The sequence below is a fragment of the Viridibacillus sp. NPDC096237 genome (assembly GCF_050278625.1).
Classification (GTDB): Bacteria; Bacillota; Bacilli; order Bacillales_A; family Planococcaceae; genus Viridibacillus.
On the sequence record NZ_JBNNTI010000009.1, the window covers coordinates 51,958 to 72,623 of the forward strand.

The following is a 20,666-nucleotide window of genomic DNA, read 5'->3' on the forward strand; positions in this document are numbered from 1 at the left end:
AAAGCCACGTGAAGAAACAAAATTATTTGTTAGATCATAAGCTGTTTGGGAAAAGGAGCATATTGGTAATCCCAATTTAATGGATTGTTTGCTAGCAAAGCGAAAGTGATCCATTGATCGTCAGTAGATTAAATAACTTCGTGAATGGATTAAATGATACGCTGAATGGGTCAAATGGATAATTGAGTAGTTCAAACGGATTAATAAGTGAGTTAAATACTCAACAACCATATGCCATTTCAAATTAAATCTCTAAAATATCTCATTATTACAAGTATACTTATGAAATGAAACGTAACTTCCTATAATGTATATTATGTTCGGGGCGTTTTACAGGATGGAGTAAAAGTGAATTTCCATCACTCTACTCTATGTTTATAACTCGCATTTTTTACATCTTCTAGATCTATGTATTGTACGCTGTATTCAATGACATCATTTATATATACTTGATGCTGTTTAGCGAATGCTTTTAGTGCTTGTAAAAGATTTGCATCATATGTTGTCTTATATTGCACTCGATCTGTTGGACGAGTTGCTTTATCATAGACGATTGTATTTTGATCTAATACTGCTTGTACACCTGACTCCAACAAGTAATTGACATGAGTATCATAATCATCAGCCATTATTTTTAGTTTCTCCAAAACCGCAGCACTTATATTCGTACGAAATTTAATACGAGCTTTATCTGTTGCTTGAATCAATTTCCCATTTGATAATTTCCACATAAAAAACACCAACTCCTAGCTTATTCTTATTAAAAAGTGCCCTTTCCCCTAGTATACAAACGAACGTTCTTATATGCAATATACACGTTCTTATTACTATACGGAGATTTTTTCAAAAAATGGATAATACTCTGTTCAAATAATGTATTTTTACACTATATTAGATTAAATTGCATTGTTTTTATGAGGATTATGCCCTTTTTACGTAAGTAGAACATTTGTTCTTAGTGATGAAAAAGAGCATAATTCAGAATGAAATTATTGCTGAAAAATAAATCTATTTACCATATAGATATCATATATTACCAGTAAATTTTTAGTTAATTATAACATTTTCTTAAACTAATCTAGTTTAAGACCCATTCTTCAGAGTTGATTTTTATCGAACTTTATTATAAAATATCAAACATTATTTTATTTCAAATCCACATGATGGCCTACCTAGTAGTTTCTTGAATTTCAATATTAACCACTTTTTCAGTATCGGTAATATACTTAATTCTTACAAAAACACCAAATTCTTTTTTACCATCTTTTAACCACAACTTAAATTTTTCAATAGTTGCATCCTCTTTAGATTCGATTCCTTCATGTAGGTAATCAATAATATTTGCATTGGGATACTTTGATTGTGTTACTTTTAGAGCAAGTTTGCCCCACTTACCATATGCTTGAATTTCATGTTGTGCATGAGTAATAGTTGGGGTATGTATTAATGCCGAACTTACTGTAATAATAAGTCCAAGTGCAATAAATGTTTTTCGCATCATTGATCTCATCTCCTCTTATTTTAGGATGAGTAATTTGCTAAAAAACATTCTATACTGAGTAAGCTTTTTTTTAAACCCCACTATATCCCTCATTCATTTTTCGTGAAAATCCTCATTTTGCTATTGCAGTGAAAAATAATCTAGGAAACTTAAAAATAATATGATTGTTTTGTTGTACTGGATAGGAAGCTTTCACTTGTTCATAGATCGTTTCTTCAAATAAAGGTTGAAGATCAGTAGGTAAAGCTTCTAGATAAGGGCGTAAGCGTGTCCCTTTGCTCCATTCAATGATATCTTGATGACTATGCATAGTATGAAAGTACGTTGTTTGCCATATTGAAAATGCTGACGAATTGGCTGAAAGAAGATCGTAATATTCCTCTGGCGAAAGTGCATTTTCTTTACCTAGGATTGAGAAATCAAGCTGCCACCTTGGTTGTTGGCTCACTTCTTTAATAATTTGTCTAAAAGGTTCTTTGTCGCTTATAGGCATTTGAACAGCCAACAAACCACCTGGAATTAATAACTGTATCAAGTTTGGTAAAAGTTTATCATGATTTGGAATCCATTGAATACATGCATTAGAGAAAACAATGTCAAAGTCATTTCCTAAAGGAGATAAATCCCCACTTGCATCAAATGTTTGAAAATTAATGGCCGGGTTCGTTTGTTTAGCTTTCGCTACCATATGCTCTGAGCTATCAATTCCAAGTACGTATGCCTCTGGGTAGCGTTCTGCTAGAATTTTGGTACTATTTCCCGGACCACACCCTACATCAAGTATACGTTTTGGTTTGTTTATATGAATGCGATTTAGTAAATCTATTGCAGGTTGTGTACGTTCATTTTCATACTTTAAATACTGTTGTGAATTCCAGTCTGCCATGAAATCAACTCCTATAAGTTCATAAATTTACTGTCAAGTATACGACTTCATTTAATTATATATGAATTGGTAATTAAAAGCAGTTTTTGCTTAGCGCATCAAAGGAAGACAAATATAAGAAAGCCGCTCTCACCTTTGATAGCTGAAAGTGGCTTTAATTTATATAGACGCCCATAACATGAATTTTTTGCGTTATAGACGGGAATCCTTGCAATTAAACCAATCTATCAGTAGAAAATCAATATTCGCCTAAAATTTTGACGGCTTTTTCTGTAATTGACGTGTCAATTGCTTTGTTGAAGTCGAATTTCCCTTGTGTTGCTCCGTTTGCTTTGTACATATCGTATTGTGCATGAATATCATCGATACGCATTTTACCGTCTGGATCAAGCCCGGTTACAAATACTTTTCCCCATAACTTCGCATCTTTTAATGCTGTATGTTTTGTCATGATGTCGATGATTTGGTCTTTATCTTCCCCTTTGATAAACGCATCATTATAGTCTCGAACACCTTTTAAATATGCAAGCATGAAGCGCAGTGAAACATTTTGTTCTTTACTCATGAATTTAGGAGATGCTAATACTAATGCAATTTGTGAATCTGGCGCATAGTCTGTTGTATCACCAAAGCGTGTTAGTATCCCTTTTTCGATGCCTTGGGCGATTAATGGTTCAATACTAAGTGCAGCATCAATTGAACCGTTTTCGAGGGCTCCTAACATGCTACCGAAGTCATTCATTAGTGTAAATTTTACATCCTTATCAGTTAATCCTGCATGTTCAAGCATTCTTTGATAGATGTATCCATCAATTGAGTTTTTTGCAGAGACAGCAATCTTTTTACCTTTAAAATCTGAGTAATCTTTAATCTTATCCTTCATATGGTTACCGATAACAAATGAGAAATAGGATTTTCCAGGTACGTTATGCCCTTTATCTGCAATAATTTTAACGTCGATACCCTGTGCAATTGCATTAAAGAAAGAGGCTGTTGATATTCCTCCTGCAATATCTACTTCACCCGCTGCAAGTGCAGGTAACATGTCATCACTATTTGCAAATTGAGCAAATTCTACTTCAATATTATAATCCTTGAAGTAACCTTTCTCTTTTGCGATATAAAAACCTGCTCCAGATGCCGCTCCGTCTTCAGCAATAACTACTTTAGTCTTTTTACTTAATGGTGCTAAATCTCCAGACGGATTATCTTTACTAACTTCATTTTTGTGTTTTGTTCCTGAAGTTTCCTTACTCCCTGTTTCTTTATCTGAACACCCAGCAATGAACATTGCAAGGATAAGAAAGGGTATAAATAAGCCTAACTTTAACCACTTGAGCATGTCTTGCCCCCTTTTACTAATTACTTTCTTGATTTTTGAACTTCTTCTTGCAGATGCTTCCAAATGTCTAAAAAATGTCCTGCTGTACGATGGTTCGCTCTAATTTGTTCTATATTTCTCGGCCTTGGCAAATCATTTTGAATCTCTTTTATGATTCTCCCAGGTTGCGAGCTCATTAATAGTATTCGGTCGCTCAGTAGCAATGCTTCATCAATACTATGCGTAATAAATAGCACTGTTTTCTTTGTTTCTTCCCAAATAGACAATAGCTCTTCTTGCAGTATAAATTTGTTTTGTTCATCAAGTGCAGCAAATGGTTCATCCATTAGTAAAATTTCTGGATCATTAGCAAAAGCACGTGCAATACTTACACGTTGTTTCATTCCTCCAGAAAGTTCTTTTGGATAAAGCGTTGAAAACTTTTCTAGACCGACTTTTTCCAAATAGTAAGATGTACGCTCTTCTATCAATTCAGCTGGCAAATGTCTCATTTTTAGACCAAATGCAACGTTCTCCTCAACGGTTAGCCAAGGAATAACTCCTCGTTCTTGAAAAACCATCGATTGAAGAGGTCGATTTTCTTCTCCCTCGGCAATATTAAAATCACCTACACTCGTTGTTTCGAGTCCAGCTAAAATACGTAGTAACGTTGTTTTCCCGCAGCCACTCGGACCAACAAGACAAACAAATTCACCTTCTGAAATATTCAGAGAAATATGGTCCAAAGCAGTGACATTACTATTTTTTTTGTAGAAAACTTTCGTCATATCTTGAATTGAAATTTTAGTTTTGTCTTCCACTGCTTCACCTCCAAGATAAAATCTTCTTCTGTAACGCCCTTAGTAAAAGTGAAAACAAGTAGCCGAAAAATGAAATGAGTATAAGCCCAACGAACATCTCTTTTAGCATAAAGGCTTTATAAGAGGTCCATATTAGATAACCTATACCTGATGTTGCTCCCATCATTTCAGCTGCAACAATCGTTAAGAGCGCAATTGCCTGCCCCATTTGAATCCCCTCCATCATTACCGGCAATGCCCCAGGGAAAGCAATTTTTAGGAAAAAATCCTTAGAACTTGCTCCGTAATTTTTGGCGACATCTAAATAGATAGAGTCGATATTAATGACCCCTGCTGTTGTATTGATGACGACTGGGAAAAAGACGCTACCAGCAATCGTAACAACTTTAGAGAAGTCCCCGATTCCAAATAAAATAATAATAATCGGTAACAAAGCGAGAGTAGGTATAGGCATGAGTGCCATCACAATCGGTGAGATGAAGTGTCTAATTGGCGAATACAGCCCCATTAATAGTCCAATGACAACGCCTGGAATAACCCCAAGTAAAAAACCTGCAATAATTCGATAAAGGGAAATGCCAATATGGTTAAATAATTCACCACTCATTGCCAAGGAATAGAATGTACTTACGATTTCAGATGGCGGTGGGAAGAAACGTGCATCAAGCAAATTGGTTTGGGATAAGAACTCCCATAACAGCAAGAGAAAAATAGGTGAAGCGATTGTAAGCATCTGCTTCATACGTTCTTTCAATTGTCTCTTCTTCCATTCCTGTTGTTCAACTTCGACAGGATTGTGGTTTTTAGTCATTTTATCGTCCCTCATTCTTCACCACCTCTTCATACAAATGATATGTACTTTGCCCTCGAAGTGTGTCAGCAGCCTATTAGAAAAGATAAAGCGCTCAGTGGCTAAAACCTTAATTATGAGGCTAATGAGGAACATCATTTTAAACACAAAAAACCCGGAAATAATTTTCCGGGCTAGATAGCACTTATACCTTCATGATTGTTATAACTGAGACTGTCGTGATTTCGCTGCAGTTCTCAAGAGTTTGTTATGCAGAGTTACCTCCGTTTGTCCATTCACTTGAGATTTTTGACGCTTATCCCTTGTCCAGTTGTGGTGGATTTGTTGAGATTTTGGATCTAAGTGTTCCGGCCTACTCATCGTGTTCCGCCTCCTAGTCATGTTGGATTTATAAGTGAAATCGTAAATAGTATAGCTTGCTTATGTATTATTATACCGATTGTTGATTGTGAATTTTATCCATTATGTGTTGATGAATACATAAAATCCCTTAAGTGATATAACTCATCCTATAGTATTAGTATTATTCGATATGGCCAATAATTTTTATTCTAGCCATCTATATTTGATTGCTTAACACTTTAATCAGTACATGCATATAATAAAGGGTTAAATACATTTAAACTGAGGTGAATCATTGTTTATATATGTAGTGAAAGCGGGAGATTCTTTATTTTCCGTGGCATCAAAGTATCAAGTAAATATGGATAGCATCCGGATTACAAATGGATTGAAAATACCAAATATAGTACCGGGGCAAGATTTGCTGATTCCAACAGATGTTTATATTGTCCAACCTGGAGATTCCTTATATAAAATTGGCCAAATGGCTTTAGTGCCTGTTGAAACGATTAAACTTTATAATGGCTTGCATTCGAATAATTTGTCCGTAGGTATGCGTATATATTTGCCACCTAGAAAGAAATATAGGGCTGCAAATTTCAGCTATTTAACTCCAACAACACCAACAAAAGATATAGAATTGATTAATCAATTTTCAGATAGTAATTCTTATTATGGTGTCTTTGAATATCATATATCAAATGACGGTACATTAAGTCCATTGTACCTTCACAGCATTAATACATTAAGTCGGCAAAATCAAGTAGCGCCAATTGCTGTTATATCAAATTTAACGGAAACAGGTTTTAGTTCAGCTGTAGCAAGAAGTATTATTAGTAATCCGACTATAAGACAGCAAGCAGTGAATAATATTTATAACATAGTAAAAAATAATAATTTTGCGGGCGTCAATATCGATTTTGAATTGCTGAAGGATTATGATGCAGCTAATTATGTGACTTTTATCCGAATGGTGAGAGATCGTTTAAGTCCAGAAGGTTATACTACGTCTGTTGCATTACAGGCTAAGACGGATGATACCACTCCATGGACAAAAGGTTATGATTATAAAGGTATTGGTGAGGCTGCTGATTTCGTCTTTTTGATGGCCTATGATTTTCATCATGGAGGTGGTGAACCCGGCCCTGTAGCACCGGAAAATGAGGTGCGGCAAACAATTCAATATGCCAAAAATCATATGAGTGCCAATAAAATTATTTTAGGTGTTCCAAATTACGGATATGACTGGACTATGGCTGGAGATGGTTCTGTCATTAGTGCTAGCGCCATTTCTGTAGGTGATGCGGTGAATACCGCAATGACAAATCAAGTACCGATTCAATACTCTAATCACTACCAGCAAGCCCACTTTGAGTATTGGGACGCATTAGGCAATCGGCATATTATTTGGTTTGAAGATTCAAGATCTCGTGCACTAAAGCTTCAAATGGTCGTAGATTACCGATTAAAAGGAATAGGCATATGGCAATTAGGCCTAGCATTCCCTCAATCGCCTTATTTAGTGCGGCATTTTTTGAGTAAAAGAACTGTTATTTAAATAGACTAGCGACCGTAATAAAAATATTAATTATAAAATTTTTATATGAAATTAAAAATCAAAATACAGGAAGGGTACAAGAGGAAATTAAAATTAATGCTTTAAAGATAGTATTATCAAGGAATTGAGTTTATTTGCATTTGTTTCTACAATGCAAGATAATGCATGGAAAAGTTTGTTTTTGAGGCTAATTGCTTCAATCTTTTTTTTATTTAATTTTACTTGGTTAAAATTTCCATCTTGCTACCATCATGAGCCGACACATCAGGATGATGGATATGCGGAAGCGGATACACAAGAAGAACTAGGAAAGAATGTCATTAACCATGTAGGGTTGGCATGTTGAATTTATTAATATTAATTAAGGTGTAGAAAATACTTTAATACAAATTCATCTTAATAATACAAAAGCAGCGCGGGATTTCTTTCTTCCCAGGCTGCTTTTTATGTTGTCGTTTATTCTACCTAACTTATTTATCCAATACAGACACCTTAGATGTATTCACAAGGTTTAAGATACAGTAAACGCATTTCCTTTTCCTAGCTCGCTTGAAACCTTTATAGAGCCACCCATTTTATTGAGTAATTGTTTTGTTAGGCTAGACTGATTCCAGAACCTTCTATAATATTTTTGCATAGGTCCAAAATGGTGATTTCTAGGTTATCATGAACAATCTAATAAGTATACAGTTAGGAATAGCAAACCGTATTGAAGGAATTAGCGAAGTAATTTCGGATGTTGAGGACAGAAAAAATGAAAAGAATAAATTTACAGTTATTAAATAATCTTTGCCAATAAGTGAAAGACCTCGTAAAAAGGATAACAAGTTCAATACATTATCAAGACTTATCATCCTATAAATATACTCTTATAGCCCCAGTGTTCCATGTATATGAATGATGAACCTGTTCAAGTACGAGCCGTTAATGTGAGGCGAAGTTTGCTATTAAAACAGATATTTATGTAAATATATAAAACAAAACACTTATTATATTAAATAAAATATGGAAAAATTTCTATTCCTAGTAATATATTTAAGATTTGAGAAATATATATAGTATGTATTGAGGAGGGATAATATTCGAAAAAAATTTGTGTTTAGTTGGAGAATATTCATTTTAATTCTGAGTTTTGTATTATTCATGTTTAATGTAATTAGTTTCGCGGTTTTCTCTATTGGCTCTGGAAGCATACTGTTGACTTTAGCTAGTGATAAAAGAACTCGCAATAGTGAAACTTAAACGAATTTATATTAGGAGGTATCACCAGTTTCACCAGCTAGTAGTATTTGCTTTACTTGATCTATCGTTACTGGTGATGTTTCAATCGCTACAAGATTTTTAGTATTTCTAAAAAACTCTTTTAAGCACCATTTTTATAACCTCTACGCTCAAAGGCGAGTTTTGAACAATTTATAATCCGCTGATATTTTTCCCAAGATTTAGTTTCCGCTTCTGCAACGGTTTTATCTTCCCCACGAATGAAAGTGTTAGGATTTTTCGGAAATGGTTCTACGAAAGCAGTAATATAAGTTCCTTCTCTTGTTCCAACAAGTCCTCTGTCCCCGCCTTGTATTGCAACTCCACAATCATATTGAGGTTTATGATTCGTGTTTCTAATAATCAACTTTCACAGCTCGTTACTCCGTATTTTCGTTATTTTCGTAAAGGAACACGGATTTAGCTAAATTTAATAATCGTTAAAAACTGAAGGTATTGCAGTATCTTTATCCATATTTACAAAGAGGCTTAATGATAACAAGAGTAAGACGAAATATTAACTAAAAAATCAGAGCACATAAATCGTTGCTTCCGAGCGTCTTAACATTACCTTTGCCCGCTTCCCTCGACAAACCCTCTTACAATATGAATGGCTGACCATTCACCTCCAGATGTTTTAACAATAGGATAAGTTCTTGGAAAAAGCTGAGTTGTTATTTCTTCAACTGACAATCCATTCTTATGCAAGTCAATAATTTTCGATTGTAATTCTTCTAAATGCTCGATCTTGTTCTTTATTTGCTTATGACCATCTTCTATATAACCTGCGTGACAGCAATACATATCTTTAAAATGATAGGTTAATAATTTACGTAATGACTGCAATGTATCGACGATATTTTCTTCTGCTAAAATCACTTTTGTTTTTGCCTGAATAAACAAATCACCAGTAAACAATGCACCAGTTTCCTTGTTTAGGAAGGCTAAATGATCTTGAGTATGTCCAGGTGTAGTAATTACATCCCAAGTCGCATTTTTTGATTGGAACGTCTCTCCGATTGCTTTGGCTTGAAATGGCTCGCTTTGACCCCAAAAGAACTGACGATATTTTGGATAAATATAGTCTTTACTACAGCGCTCAACGGAGTCTTTATGAATATAAAAAGGGATATCACGCTGTACTTTTATCCATGCCGCACAGCCAATATGATCCTCATGGAAATGCGTAAGCATCACTTGCTCAAAATCAGCTTGTTCGAAAAAAGAACGAAATGAAGGAAACAATGATTGTGCGCCTGTATCAATCAATACTCCGTCTACTGCAAAACTAAACACATTCATTTTCACCGGCCCAAGTGCAATTGTACTATTCGCCAGTTGTACATCATTATGTTTTGAAACATCTATTGATTGTTCTAGTTTCACCATTGTATTCTCTCCTTTATGTACTATCCCTTATATTTTATCAGAAAATTAAAACTATAAACACGCAATTGGATTATATATTTAAGAAAATAAAAAAGCAGGGTGGCTACCCTGCTTCATTAAAATTCAATTGCACAAATATTATTTTTTCCCGCCGACTTTAAATGCTTTTAGCTCTTTTTCAAATGTTGCTTGATTTAATAGAAGCTGCATTCCCTTTGATTCATCTATTGCTAGTTGCATATGCTTTTTATAATTTTCTAGATTTCTCAATTGCAGTGCAATTTCTGCTTCTACAGCATGTGCCATCCATGCTTGGTCAAAACTATAAGAGCGTGCTTTCTTATAATTTTTTTGTAAAACGTCAGCAAGTGATAAATGGTAGCTTCTAGAGGGTTCTCTTTTAATTTCCTTAGCAAATTTAATCGCATTTTCATATTGCCCAAGTCGATAACTACGTAAAAATTCAAAGCTATTACGAAGATCTGGTTGCTTATATTTCGCTATGATACGATCTATCTCTTTCATTTCATCCTCTAGCGTGCCTTCTTTTACTGCAAGAACATGTGCGAAAAGTGGATTTCTACGTTGATTACGCATGGCTCGTTCAATTTTCTTCGCATCTTTAGATAAGTACATAACCAGTACATTATTATAAATCACGGCAGCCACAGCAACTATAAAGACGACAACTATGACCCATGTAGGAGCATTAAACCAAGCAAGTACGAAACCGATTATCGCTAAAAATAAATACAGTAAAACTAATCTTAAATAATACAAACCCGTCACCTCGAGCTTATTGTACATTAATTTTAAAAATAAAGCTTTTGATATATACACAAAATCACTTAAAAATAGACGTAGAGTGTTATACTCTACGTCTGACTTTTAAACGATTGGCACCCAAACTTCTATATCATGTACATCTTGTCCGATATATTTTTCAAAACTCATAGATGGACGATGTGTAACTTCCTGATTGCTGAATAATTTTCTGAATGTCTCTTGAATCTGGCCGATTCCACCTGCAACTTTACCAACTAAGTAACGACCTTCGGGAATCTTTACAGTCACTGCTGTAATTTCATCTGGTAGTAGATGATCGTCAATACCTGCGACGTAATCTAAGCCGTCCTCACTCATTTGAATACAAACACCATATGATATATCCTGCGATACGTTATAGCCTTCAAGGACATTCGCAAGTTCCTCCCATTTCTCAGGAATATCTGATGTTTTACCATGATGAATACTCAAACCTTTCACAACAAGTCCATCAATTTTCTCAATACGTGTTTGCATTCAAAACATCCCTTCTATGCTTTTGTAAGTTGCTTTTCGTAACATCCAATCCAATCTTCTACTGTCATTTTACTAACAAGCTCAGCAATTAATGCATACGGTATCTTTTTAGCATTCGAAAACCTTATGCAACTTTTGCCCATATTGAGCTTAGTAGTCATATGTTTCGGATATTCTGCGATAAACCACTCTAGTAAATCTGGCTTTGCATAGATCCCCATGTGATACAATGTGAGATGATTCTTTTGAGCAGCTACTCCTATGAATGGTAGTGGCTCTTCAGGACTGCAGTGATAGCCATTAGGATATATTGACTTCGGTACTACGAAGTTCGGCATTGTATACTGCATTACTGCTTCAAAGCCTGGTGGTAAATTTTCTTGTACCGTTTCGAATAGTTTTCGAAACGCATCACGCCTGTTTTCATCAACTTGTTCAATATAATCTGATATTTCCAACGACAGCCCTCCTTTTCCAATTATTATACGCAATAAAATTGAAAATACAAACAACTAATTTCTTTTTATTAATTTGATGTTAGTGGATAAAATTATTTTATTACTTAATTGAGGATGGCATAATATATTCCGCACTGCTAGATTTTGTGCATTATAGGTAACTTCAAACATCCTTAAAGTTTATTTAACACAAAGAATAAGGATGTTCTTGTTTCTTAAAATAGATTTTCAATGTATTTAAAAATAGATTTATCTTTAAATTCATAAAGGTTATAGTTGTTTTTACCACCCTCATAATTAAACACAGACAAGATGTGATTATCAATGCGTAATCCGAACTTTCTTTCCCCATCTATCCATACAGTAATCCAATATGATTCTTCTATTTTAGTTTCACTTGCTTTCACTTGTTCTATTCGCGCCTCCGAAATAGTATCTACAAATGCTTTAATCTCATTTGCTTTAGAAAAGAGTATTTGCTTACTATCCGATCCTCTTATTAGCTCAATTTGACTTATTGCTTCAACATCTACATCATCCCAAAACTCACTTTTAAAAGTATCTTTACGTATAGAGTTAAAGAAGATAAAACATAAGAATAATACAATTAGTAATGATAAAGCTATGACAAAGACTCTCTTATTTACTTTCATCAAATCCCCCCATCCCTTAATTTTATTCCAACTTCAAGGTATTTATATATATTTTCCCAATCATTCAGTGAAATAAATTTTATACGATACAGTAATGAGAGAAGATTTAATATTTGTAAAGAACATAAAATGAAGTACATCGAACTTGAACTAAAAACAAAGCCCAATTCTCCCCTTATATTTAGGTAGAATTGGGCTTTTAATAATTAATATTCGTTTTGAACGATGCTATAAGATTCAATAAACGCTTGAATCATGCTATCTCCTTTAGGAGTACCGATGGATTCTGGATGAAATTGCAGACCATAGACAGGATATTTTTCATGTTGAATGGCCATTATCTCATGGTCATCTGCGGCCAGTGCAGTCACTTTAAACGCTTGTGGTAATGTTTTATGCTCAATCACGAGTGAATGATACCGCATGACAGAGAGCGGTTCTTGAATGGCTGAGAATAAGCCTATTCGCTCGTAGGTAATCATAGATAATTTACCGTGCATGATGTTCTTCGCTTGAACAATTGTAGCTCCAAAAGCTTCAGCAATTGATTGGTGACCAAGGCAAATGCCGAGGATCGGGAATTCTTTATAAAGTTCTTGCACAATCTGTACAGAAATACCTGCTTCTGAAGGCGTACCTGGTCCTGGAGAAATGATAATGGCCTCTGGTCGCTTATTACGGATATCAGATATTGTCAGCGCGTCATTTCGCACGACTTGAACTTCTTTCCCTAAGGCGCTTACTTGTTGATATAAATTGTATGTGAATGAGTCATAATTATCGATTAGTAGGATCATTTTCGCACCTCCAAAAGCGCTTTGGCTTTATTTAGCGTTTCCACGTATTCACTTTCCGCAATTGAGTTATAAACTATGCCAGCCCCAGCTTGCACGTGGGCTTTCCCATTTCGTACGACCATTGTACGAATAGCTAATGCCATATCCATATCACCTGAAACTGAGATATAGCCTACTGCACCCGCATATACGCCTCGTTTCGTCGTTTCTAACTCATTAATAATTTGCATTGCACGAATTTTAGGTGCGCCTGACACAGTACCAGCGGGTAAGCAAGTTGCTAATACATCTAACACATGAATATCATCTTTTAACTCGCCAGTCACTTCAGAAACGATATGCATGACATATTTGTAGTATTCAATAGCCATATACTTTGGTAGCTTCACTGAGCCAATTTTGGATAGTTTACCGATATCATTGCGTCCGAGATCGACTAACATACGATGTTCGGCAATCTCCTTTTCATCTTCAAGTAAACCTTTGGAAAGAGCAGCGTCTTCTTTAGCTGTTTTACCACGAGGACGCGTTCCGGCAATCGGATTCGTGGTAACAAGTCTTTTCTTAACCTTGACTAAACTTTCTGGTGAAGTACCTAAAATGATATAGTCTTCAAAATCCATATAAAACATATATGGTGAAGGGTTAGATGTACGTAATTTCCTATATAAAGAAAATGGATTGCCTGAAAATGGCGATGAAAAACGTTGTGAAAGTACAACTTGGAAGATATCACCTTGCTTAATATGTTCCTGAGCTGTTTTGACCATATCACAATACGACTTTTCATCCATTGATGATTTAAATACTAAAGTATCTTCTTCAACTTCAGGCTGTGACAGAGTCGTCATTTGTAGGCTTGATACAATCTCTTGAATACTTCCCTTCATATCTTCAGGACTACGATCACTATTAAACAAATCAATCGCAACAATTGACACCGTTTGTTGTAAATGATCATAAATAATAAATGTATCGTAAAGAAGCATATGCATATTCGGCATGTCTAGCTCATCTTGCAAAGAGTTACCGATTTTTTCAAAATAAAAGGCGGTTTCGTAACCGATATAACCTATTGCTCCACCAAAAAATGCGAATGGATAGTCTTCCGTATTTAATGGCAGCATTTCTTTTAAAACGTCAATTGGAGAACGTTGTATTTCACTCTGCTGCCCTTTTTGAAATATTACTGTACCGTTTTCCCTACTCTTTAACTCCGCGATTGGATTCAAGGCAATAAATGAATACCGACCACTTTCTTCATGCTTAGCTGACGATTCAAAAAGCATTTTCTTTCGACCTCTCACTGCTTGATAAATGGAAATCGGTGTCATCATATCCCCTTGAAGTGTTACCATCTCATACTCTCTCGCCTTAACTGTCATTTGCTCAAACTCCTTTTCTCAGCTCATCTCAAGTAACACAAAAAGCCCTCCATAGAGACTATTCTCTATGGAGGGCGGAAATTCCGCGGTACCACCTCAATTGCAGCAAAAAACGCTACCACTATATGCGATATAACGATTCGCTAATCGAACTGCCATACTCAACTTTCAAGCAGTCACTCAAAGGTCCATTCCAATAGTTGCTACGTATCGGTTTCCACCAAACCCGACTCTCTATCCGCGCATTCCTTATGTACTAATCCTTATCTACGAGTTCTGTTATACAATTGTGTGTAAAAATGTTACTTACATTTATTATAAAGAGAAGTGTTTTATAATTCAATCATTAATTTAGAGGGACCTCTCATGGCAATAAAATAGCTTAAAGGCATCTTATAAAACTATTTCAAATAACAACATATGCTATACTTTGAACTATAAAATTTTAATAGTTTAGTATAAAGGAAGTGTCTTATGAAAAAATTCAGTATTATTTCATCAGTAATTATCGTCATATTAGTCATTGCTTACGGCTTAGTCGGTAATTACTTTTACAATTTTGCATTAAATGCTAATACGGAAAAAGAATTTTTAACCGGTAATCCGCATTTAGCTAAATCGAAAGCAGTTTCAGCCGAAGTAGCAAAAACAAGTGAATTAGCGGATGTTACCTTTTCGAAAAAACATTCTCCTATTACAACAAGTATTGTTTCTTCGGATAATTTAACATTAAAAGGACATTTATATGAAAACAACAATTCGGATCATAAATGGGTTATTGTCAATCATGGGTATACTTCGAATAACACTCTAATGGTTCGATGGATCCGCAATTTTTATGAAAAAGGATACAATGTGTTAGCACCTGATCTTCGCGGACATGGAGAAAGCGAAGGTGATTACATCGGCATGGGTTGGGATGATCGAAAAGACATGCTTTTATGGATCAAGACAATTACTGATAAAGATCCAAAAGCTGAAATTGTCTTATTCGGAATTTCCATGGGTGGAGCCACTGTCATGATGACCTCTGGCGAGAAATTACCTTCCAATGTCAAAGTAATTGTTGAAGATTGTGGTTATTCATCTGTTATGGATGTATTTACATATCAGCTTGATGACTTGTTTAATTTACCAAAATTCCCTGTTATGAACGCGGCTAACACCGTAACGAAATTTCGTGCAGGATACGATTTAACTGAAGCCTCTGCCGTCAAACAAGTGGCGAAGAGTAAAACACCTATACTATTTATCCATGGCGATAAAGATACATTTGTCCCTTATGAAATGCTAGATGACGTTTATAATGCGGCAAATGTTGAAAAAGAAAAATTAATTATTCCCGGTGCAGGTCACGGTGAAGCTGAAAAAGTAGATCCAGAGAAGTATTGGAATACGGTCTGGGGATTTGTGAACAAATATATTGATTAGTATAGAGAAACTTTGACCTGGGAGTAAGTGCTCCCAGGTTTTTTTACATTAAGAAGAGAAAATTTTATAATGCCTCATAGTATTAGAGTTTTTTAAACCTCTTACAAATGATAAAATGACGTAATAAAAGCCTAATTTCGGTATTGTAATCCGAAATTAGGCTTTCTTCGTAAAATATGATTTGAATGCTACGATTTCACAGTAAAAAATGCCAAGATATAACGTAAATAATGCCTTGTAGTCGTTATTCGCTCTTCTAAAGATTTAGCAATGACATCATAAAATGCCGTCCCAGCGTCTGTTCCTTTTAATTTCCGTACAGTTCGTCTTTCATCTGGCCAATAACCAATGAGCAAATCTGTTTCTTCCATCTCACGAGCAATTTGATATAAATAGCCATTTGAAGGTGCCCAACCAAATACATCCTCAAGTTGTTGACCTACTTCTGCCATATAAAATGACGATCTTGTTTGACTTAGTTTAAGTGCCAAATAACGTACAATATCTTTTACTGATATAAGTTTCGAAAAATAAGCACGAAATTCTTCAGGAAGCGGATGGTTAGGTGCTGCTGGTATTTCCCCGTTTTTTGTTAAGGCATAATAAAAACGATCCAATACGAGTACGATTTCATGGAATTGCTGGAAATAGAGTTTTTCGTATCTGCGCAATCGTTCAATACCTAGTTCAGTAGCATGATAGAATAGCCGTTTTTGTTCTTGGCGTACTTTTAAAGCACCAGCTGCTTCTAGTTGTTTAGCAATACGTGCTACATATTCATAGCCAACAGGACGTCCAGGGAAGTCATTTTGAAAGGTTTTATGTATTTCTACAGAATAACATTCCGTTTGTTGTGTTTTGTATAGCCAATATAGTGCTACTGTGTCTTTAATGCTAAATCCAACCGTTTGTTGAAATGTTTTCTCCTTCATATATACCACCTTCCATGTAATGGTTTTATTTACATTTATTATAAACCTCACTAGTCCATATATTCAACAAAAATTGTACCCCCACATTTACTCCCCTACCCTTATATTTTTAACCACTAAAAGAAGCGGTTTAAGAGTATGAGAGACCAATATAGAAGCACACAGTTTACTATGGTTGGACTTTAACTAAAGTACTTTTACTTTGATTATTAGCTTGATCTATAGCGTAAAAAGAAATAGTTGAATTTCTCTTTAACTTCTTAACTTTCAAAGTAAATTTACCAGAAGATTTTACTTTGGTTTTCGCTAATATGACTTTTCCATTAACCATTCGTATCGTTGCAAACGGTTCAGCAGTACCAGTTATGATTGTCGAATCACTAGTTACTTTATTGACTTTTGGCTTTGTTGGTGCCGTTTTATCTATTACTGTCAATCTTTTTACTGGGCTGGTATTGCCTTGTTTGTCTGTAATATAGACGGATAGTTGACTATGGGCTACTTGTTTTTTAATAGCAGCCGTATAGATACCATTTGATTGGACTGAAGCTTGAGCTATTTTTTTGTTTCCTTTATAAATTAATAAGGTAGTATTTGCTTTGGCAGTACCACTAATATTTGTTGTACGATCAGATACTTTTTTTACTGAAGGTGAGTGTAAAACTTTCTTTGCAGGTGTTGGAATAGTAAGTGCTACCCCTTGTGAAATATTCTTAGCCTCGTCTTCTGTTTTCACTTCAATTTTATACGTTTGATTAGGGTTCAGATTACGTATGGTATATGTAGAATCTTTAGTCGTTGCAACTTTTTTATTATTTACATATATATTGGACTGTTTAAAGTCTTCCGTTGATGGCTTTTTCCAATTAACTGTTACCGCATTTATTTGAATTGATGAAGCTACTAGTTTTGTCACTTCTGCAGGTGGCGTAATATCTTTTAACGTGCGCACTTGAAGATCAGTGCCATTAGATGCTCTTCCATCCTGACTCACTACTTTTAAAGTAATTTTATAGTCTTTTGAGGACTGTAATTTTTTGATTGAATATTTGCTTGAAGTTGTTGATTTTATAAGTTTATCATCTAAAAAAATAGCTACCTTTTCGGCATTCATATCATTTGGTAATGAAAAGCTGACAGTCGCTGTATGATCGGTTACTTTTTCTATTTGAGGATCAACCAAATCTTCAATGACGGAATCTTCAGCTTGTGGGTATTGAACTAGCCCTTTGCCATATAAATTATCTACACCTGCTATACCAAGATCTATTGCCGTTGCCGTTTCATCTAATTTAGCGCGTAATTCTTTCGCTGATAAAAATGGATATTGCTGTTTTAATAAAGCTAGAATGCCTGTAACGTGTGGGGCTGCATAGGAAGTGCCACTAGCATAAATCAATTTACCATCTTTATTAACCGTTGGTATAGCCTCTCCAGGAGCAGTAAGATTCATAGATGAACCTGTATTAGAGAAATAACTTATCTTTTGCTTAGCACTGATTGCTGATACAGCAATAACTTGACTATACCTTGCTGGATACGTAACATTTCTATGATTGCCATCATTACCTGCAGAAGCAACAATCAGAATACCTGCATTATAAGCTTTTTGAACAGCATTTCTAAGTGCAGGTACATCGATGTATAAACCAGATGAAATATTAATAATGTCCATTTTGTTTGCAATTGCCCAATCAATTGATTTGACGATTTCAGTAGTAGTTCCGCTTGTTGTACCGTCCGCATATTTCAAAGAATAAAGTTGGACATTTGGTGCAACACCAATAATGTCACTAGTTTTATTGTCTTTTAGATACCCACCTACTCTTGCCCCAATGACTGCAGCTACTGATGTACCATGGCCATTCTCTCTTATACCTCCGCGATCCACATTGTCTGATTCTTTTATAACTGTTTCTGGCAAATCCCTTACAAAGGATATACGGCCAGCAATATTCGGTAAATCATCAATTAAGTTTATTCCTGTATCAATGACCGCCACCTTAATTTTATTGCCAAAAATACCGTTTCTCCATGCTACTGGAGTATTTATTAAACTAAGATTCCAAGTAGGTACTAGTTTCGGTTCAAATGGCATATCCAAATCAGCTAAAGTCATTGGAGCTTCTTTTGTATCAATAAATTCAATGTTCGGGTCCTTTTTCAATTCAGCCAATTGTTGCTCTGTTAAAGATGCCTCAACCATTTCTACATTGTGCAGTACTTCATTGACATCTTCCGCGTCACCTAACACTTTCTGCTTACCTTCTTCATTTTTATATGAGATCAACGCATTGATTGTATTTTCTTCAGCGTAAGCGGATTGATGGTTATCAGATAAGGTCCATAAAGCTGTTAGAGCAAGACATGAAATACTAATATTTTTCCATAAAGGTTTCTTCACTGTTATGAGACCCCCTTTCTTTATTTTTATAGCATAAAACTTAACAATATGTATATTTTATTCTACTTAAAAGACTTTCACAAATCTAATATAATTTTAGTTTACATATATTTGTATATTTAATTCTAATATCTAATTAAATATATTAAAATTCATCTTTTAGATGTATTCAACTTGAACTATTGGGTAGATTAACGCTATACTGAGTCACTATCAAAATCCTGCTTCATGGTTGAAGAAGAATTAAAAGAGAACACAAATATTATTCTGATATTTTAAATTTATCCCTATATTTGGGTTGAAATAAAAAGAATATTTGCTATTATCAATAACAATAACGGTATCAATCTTCTTATGCACGAGGGGTTCTAAAAGCTGAAGATGTTGTAAGTTCCTTAGATTTACTGGGAACAAATAAAATAACAAGACAACCTAGCTTTAACCAAGTGGCAAGTATTTTCTCTCTCATTAGATTTAACGATACTCTATTACAAACATCTTTAAGTCAATCGGGTGAAGATTATACAATTGAAGAGGTAAAAAGTATTAGCGACAGAGTAGCACATTGGATTAAATATTGGAACCCTAATCGCTTAGTAAATATTAATCATGCGAAAAATACTTTGTACTACAATAATCTAAATAAAGGTCAAAGAGAAAAATTAACGGAATTTGCTGAGTTACTCTCATGTGAACCTGATTTAATGGGCGATTCTCTAATGACTAAAATATATGCTATCTGCCATCAGGATGACAAAAAAAGAATGCGCGAATACCAGAAAGACTTATTTGAAAATATTTATCAGCTAGTTATGAATGAACGTAGTGGACCTCGAATACCTTTACTTATTAGTGCAGTGGGTAGAGAAAAAGTGATAGAATTGCTTACTTTTTCTTAATGGAGTAACGTCAGGAAAATGCGGTATTACAATGTTATGGAAATCGAAATATAAAAAAGCCTAATTTTTCGGTATTGTAATGAAAAATTAGGCTTTTGTTTAAAAGCGCATGATTATAGAAGGTGGTTAAAAATTTTCGCTACCCCATATATAATAAGTACATCCTAAATATTAAAGCTTAAAATTTCTAGAATTTTTACTTTCTAATCATTTTTAAGATTTCAATCTCTAGATTTCCGACCTTTAATGTTGAACCTAAAGAATCTAGAGAAGGTTCGGGAATCGGATAATTGAACTCTTTAGCCATTTTTGCCGTTTCCCTTAAATAAATTCTTTTCCATATATAATCGAATCTAAGGTCGCTTACGTTTTCTATCAATAGCCAGCCAATAAAAATGCTAAATTATCATAGCTATACGATTCTCCAGATGTCCGAACTACAGACGGCATATGCTCTTTAAGATAAGAAAACGTTATCCGTTCTAAGCTGCTTGTTTAGAAAGAATAACGTTTTTT

General features: G+C 34.7%; 20 protein-coding genes and 1 other annotated feature. Of the genes, 3 read left to right on the plus strand and 17 right to left on the minus strand.

The window, feature by feature from the left end; genetic code table 11:
- Window positions 1–359 precede the first annotated feature (359 nt).
- The 7 genes from ACQKMD_RS07660 to ACQKMD_RS07690 form a co-directional block, all read right to left on the minus strand.
- Window positions 360–731 carry an rRNA methyltransferase gene (locus ACQKMD_RS07660; protein WP_427750860.1) on the minus strand — a complete coding sequence of 124 codons (372 nt, stop codon included), beginning with the start codon at window positions 729–731 and terminating at the stop codon, window positions 360–362.
- A gap of 437 nt (window positions 732–1,168) precedes the next feature.
- On the minus strand, window positions 1,169–1,501 hold the full coding sequence (locus ACQKMD_RS07665) for a DUF3889 domain-containing protein (RefSeq protein WP_427750862.1): 333 nt from the start codon (window positions 1,499–1,501) through the stop codon (window positions 1,169–1,171).
- Window positions 1,502–1,613: 112 nt separating this feature from the next.
- Entirely contained in the window at window positions 1,614–2,387 is a 774-nt protein-coding gene (locus tag ACQKMD_RS07670) for a methyltransferase domain-containing protein (RefSeq protein ID WP_427750863.1), read from the minus strand.
- Between the two features lie 238 nt (window positions 2,388–2,625).
- Window positions 2,626–3,729, minus strand: a complete 1,104-nt coding sequence (locus tag ACQKMD_RS07675) for an ABC transporter substrate-binding protein (protein WP_427750865.1) — start codon at window positions 3,727–3,729, stop codon at window positions 2,626–2,628.
- A gap of 20 nt (window positions 3,730–3,749) precedes the next feature.
- Window positions 3,750–4,529, minus strand: coding sequence for an ABC transporter ATP-binding protein (locus ACQKMD_RS07680; RefSeq protein ID WP_427750867.1), 780 nt, complete (start codon window positions 4,527–4,529; stop codon window positions 3,750–3,752).
- 4 nt (window positions 4,530–4,533) lie between these two features.
- Window positions 4,534–5,355 carry an ABC transporter permease gene (locus tag ACQKMD_RS07685; RefSeq protein ID WP_427750869.1) on the minus strand — a complete coding sequence of 274 codons (822 nt, stop codon included), beginning with the start codon at window positions 5,353–5,355 and terminating at the stop codon, window positions 4,534–4,536.
- 186 nt (window positions 5,356–5,541) lie between these two features.
- Window positions 5,542–5,700, minus strand: a complete 159-nt coding sequence (locus ACQKMD_RS07690) for a YpzG family protein (protein WP_427750870.1) — start codon at window positions 5,698–5,700, stop codon at window positions 5,542–5,544.
- A gap of 319 nt (window positions 5,701–6,019) precedes the next feature.
- On the opposite strand from ACQKMD_RS07690, the gene ACQKMD_RS07695 reads away from it, so the two are divergent.
- Window positions 6,020–7,240 carry a glycosyl hydrolase family 18 protein gene (locus ACQKMD_RS07695; RefSeq protein WP_427750872.1) on the plus strand — a complete coding sequence of 407 codons (1,221 nt, stop codon included), beginning with the start codon at window positions 6,020–6,022 and terminating at the stop codon, window positions 7,238–7,240.
- Window positions 7,241–8,603: 1,363 nt separating this feature from the next.
- On the opposite strand, the gene ACQKMD_RS07700 is transcribed toward ACQKMD_RS07695, so the two are convergent.
- From ACQKMD_RS07700 to trpE, 8 genes are all read right to left on the minus strand, one after another.
- Window positions 8,604–8,867, minus strand: coding sequence for a hypothetical protein (locus tag ACQKMD_RS07700; protein ID WP_427750874.1), 264 nt, complete (start codon window positions 8,865–8,867; stop codon window positions 8,604–8,606).
- Window positions 8,868–9,067: 200 nt separating this feature from the next.
- Entirely contained in the window at window positions 9,068–9,889 is an 822-nt protein-coding gene (locus tag ACQKMD_RS07705) for an MBL fold metallo-hydrolase (protein WP_427750876.1), read from the minus strand.
- A 138-nt stretch (window positions 9,890–10,027) separates the two neighbouring features.
- Entirely contained in the window at window positions 10,028–10,669 is a 642-nt protein-coding gene (locus tag ACQKMD_RS07710) for a hypothetical protein (RefSeq protein ID WP_427750878.1), read from the minus strand.
- 108 nt (window positions 10,670–10,777) lie between these two features.
- On the minus strand, window positions 10,778–11,191 hold the full coding sequence (locus ACQKMD_RS07715) for a GyrI-like domain-containing protein (protein WP_427750879.1): 414 nt from the start codon (window positions 11,189–11,191) through the stop codon (window positions 10,778–10,780).
- A 14-nt stretch (window positions 11,192–11,205) separates the two neighbouring features.
- Entirely contained in the window at window positions 11,206–11,649 is a 444-nt protein-coding gene (locus ACQKMD_RS07720; RefSeq protein ID WP_427750881.1) for a DUF1801 domain-containing protein, read from the minus strand.
- A 215-nt stretch (window positions 11,650–11,864) separates the two neighbouring features.
- Window positions 11,865–12,302, minus strand: coding sequence for a hypothetical protein (locus tag ACQKMD_RS07725; RefSeq protein WP_427750882.1), 438 nt, complete (start codon window positions 12,300–12,302; stop codon window positions 11,865–11,867).
- Between the two features lie 206 nt (window positions 12,303–12,508).
- On the minus strand, window positions 12,509–13,099 hold the full coding sequence (locus ACQKMD_RS07730; protein WP_427750884.1) for an anthranilate synthase component II: 591 nt from the start codon (window positions 13,097–13,099) through the stop codon (window positions 12,509–12,511).
- Window positions 13,096–14,484 carry an anthranilate synthase component I gene (trpE, locus tag ACQKMD_RS07735; protein WP_427750886.1) on the minus strand — a complete coding sequence of 463 codons (1,389 nt, stop codon included), beginning with the start codon at window positions 14,482–14,484 and terminating at the stop codon, window positions 13,096–13,098. The genes ACQKMD_RS07730 and trpE overlap by 4 nt, the downstream gene beginning before the upstream one ends.
- 67 nt (window positions 14,485–14,551) lie before the next feature.
- Window positions 14,552–14,763 (minus strand) — a binding site (T-box leader).
- Window positions 14,764–14,958: 195 nt separating this feature from the next.
- On the opposite strand from trpE, the gene ACQKMD_RS07740 reads away from it, so the two are divergent.
- Complete coding sequence (locus ACQKMD_RS07740; RefSeq protein WP_427750888.1) at window positions 14,959–15,915, plus strand: alpha/beta hydrolase; 957 nt, start codon at window positions 14,959–14,961, stop codon at window positions 15,913–15,915.
- Window positions 15,916–16,103: 188 nt separating this feature from the next.
- On the opposite strand, the gene ACQKMD_RS07745 is transcribed toward ACQKMD_RS07740, so the two are convergent.
- Both ACQKMD_RS07745 and ACQKMD_RS07750 read right to left on the minus strand, forming a co-directional pair.
- Window positions 16,104–16,847, minus strand: a complete 744-nt coding sequence (locus tag ACQKMD_RS07745) for a hypothetical protein (protein ID WP_427750889.1) — start codon at window positions 16,845–16,847, stop codon at window positions 16,104–16,106.
- Window positions 16,848–17,016: 169 nt separating this feature from the next.
- Window positions 17,017–19,251, minus strand: coding sequence for a S8 family serine peptidase (locus ACQKMD_RS07750; protein ID WP_427750891.1), 2,235 nt, complete (start codon window positions 19,249–19,251; stop codon window positions 17,017–17,019).
- Between the two features lie 446 nt (window positions 19,252–19,697).
- Here ACQKMD_RS07750 and ACQKMD_RS07755 point away from each other — a divergent pair, with 446 nt between their 5' ends.
- Complete coding sequence (locus ACQKMD_RS07755; RefSeq protein WP_427750892.1) at window positions 19,698–20,150, plus strand: hypothetical protein; 453 nt, start codon at window positions 19,698–19,700, stop codon at window positions 20,148–20,150.
- The last annotated feature ends 516 nt before the right edge of the window (window positions 20,151–20,666 follow it).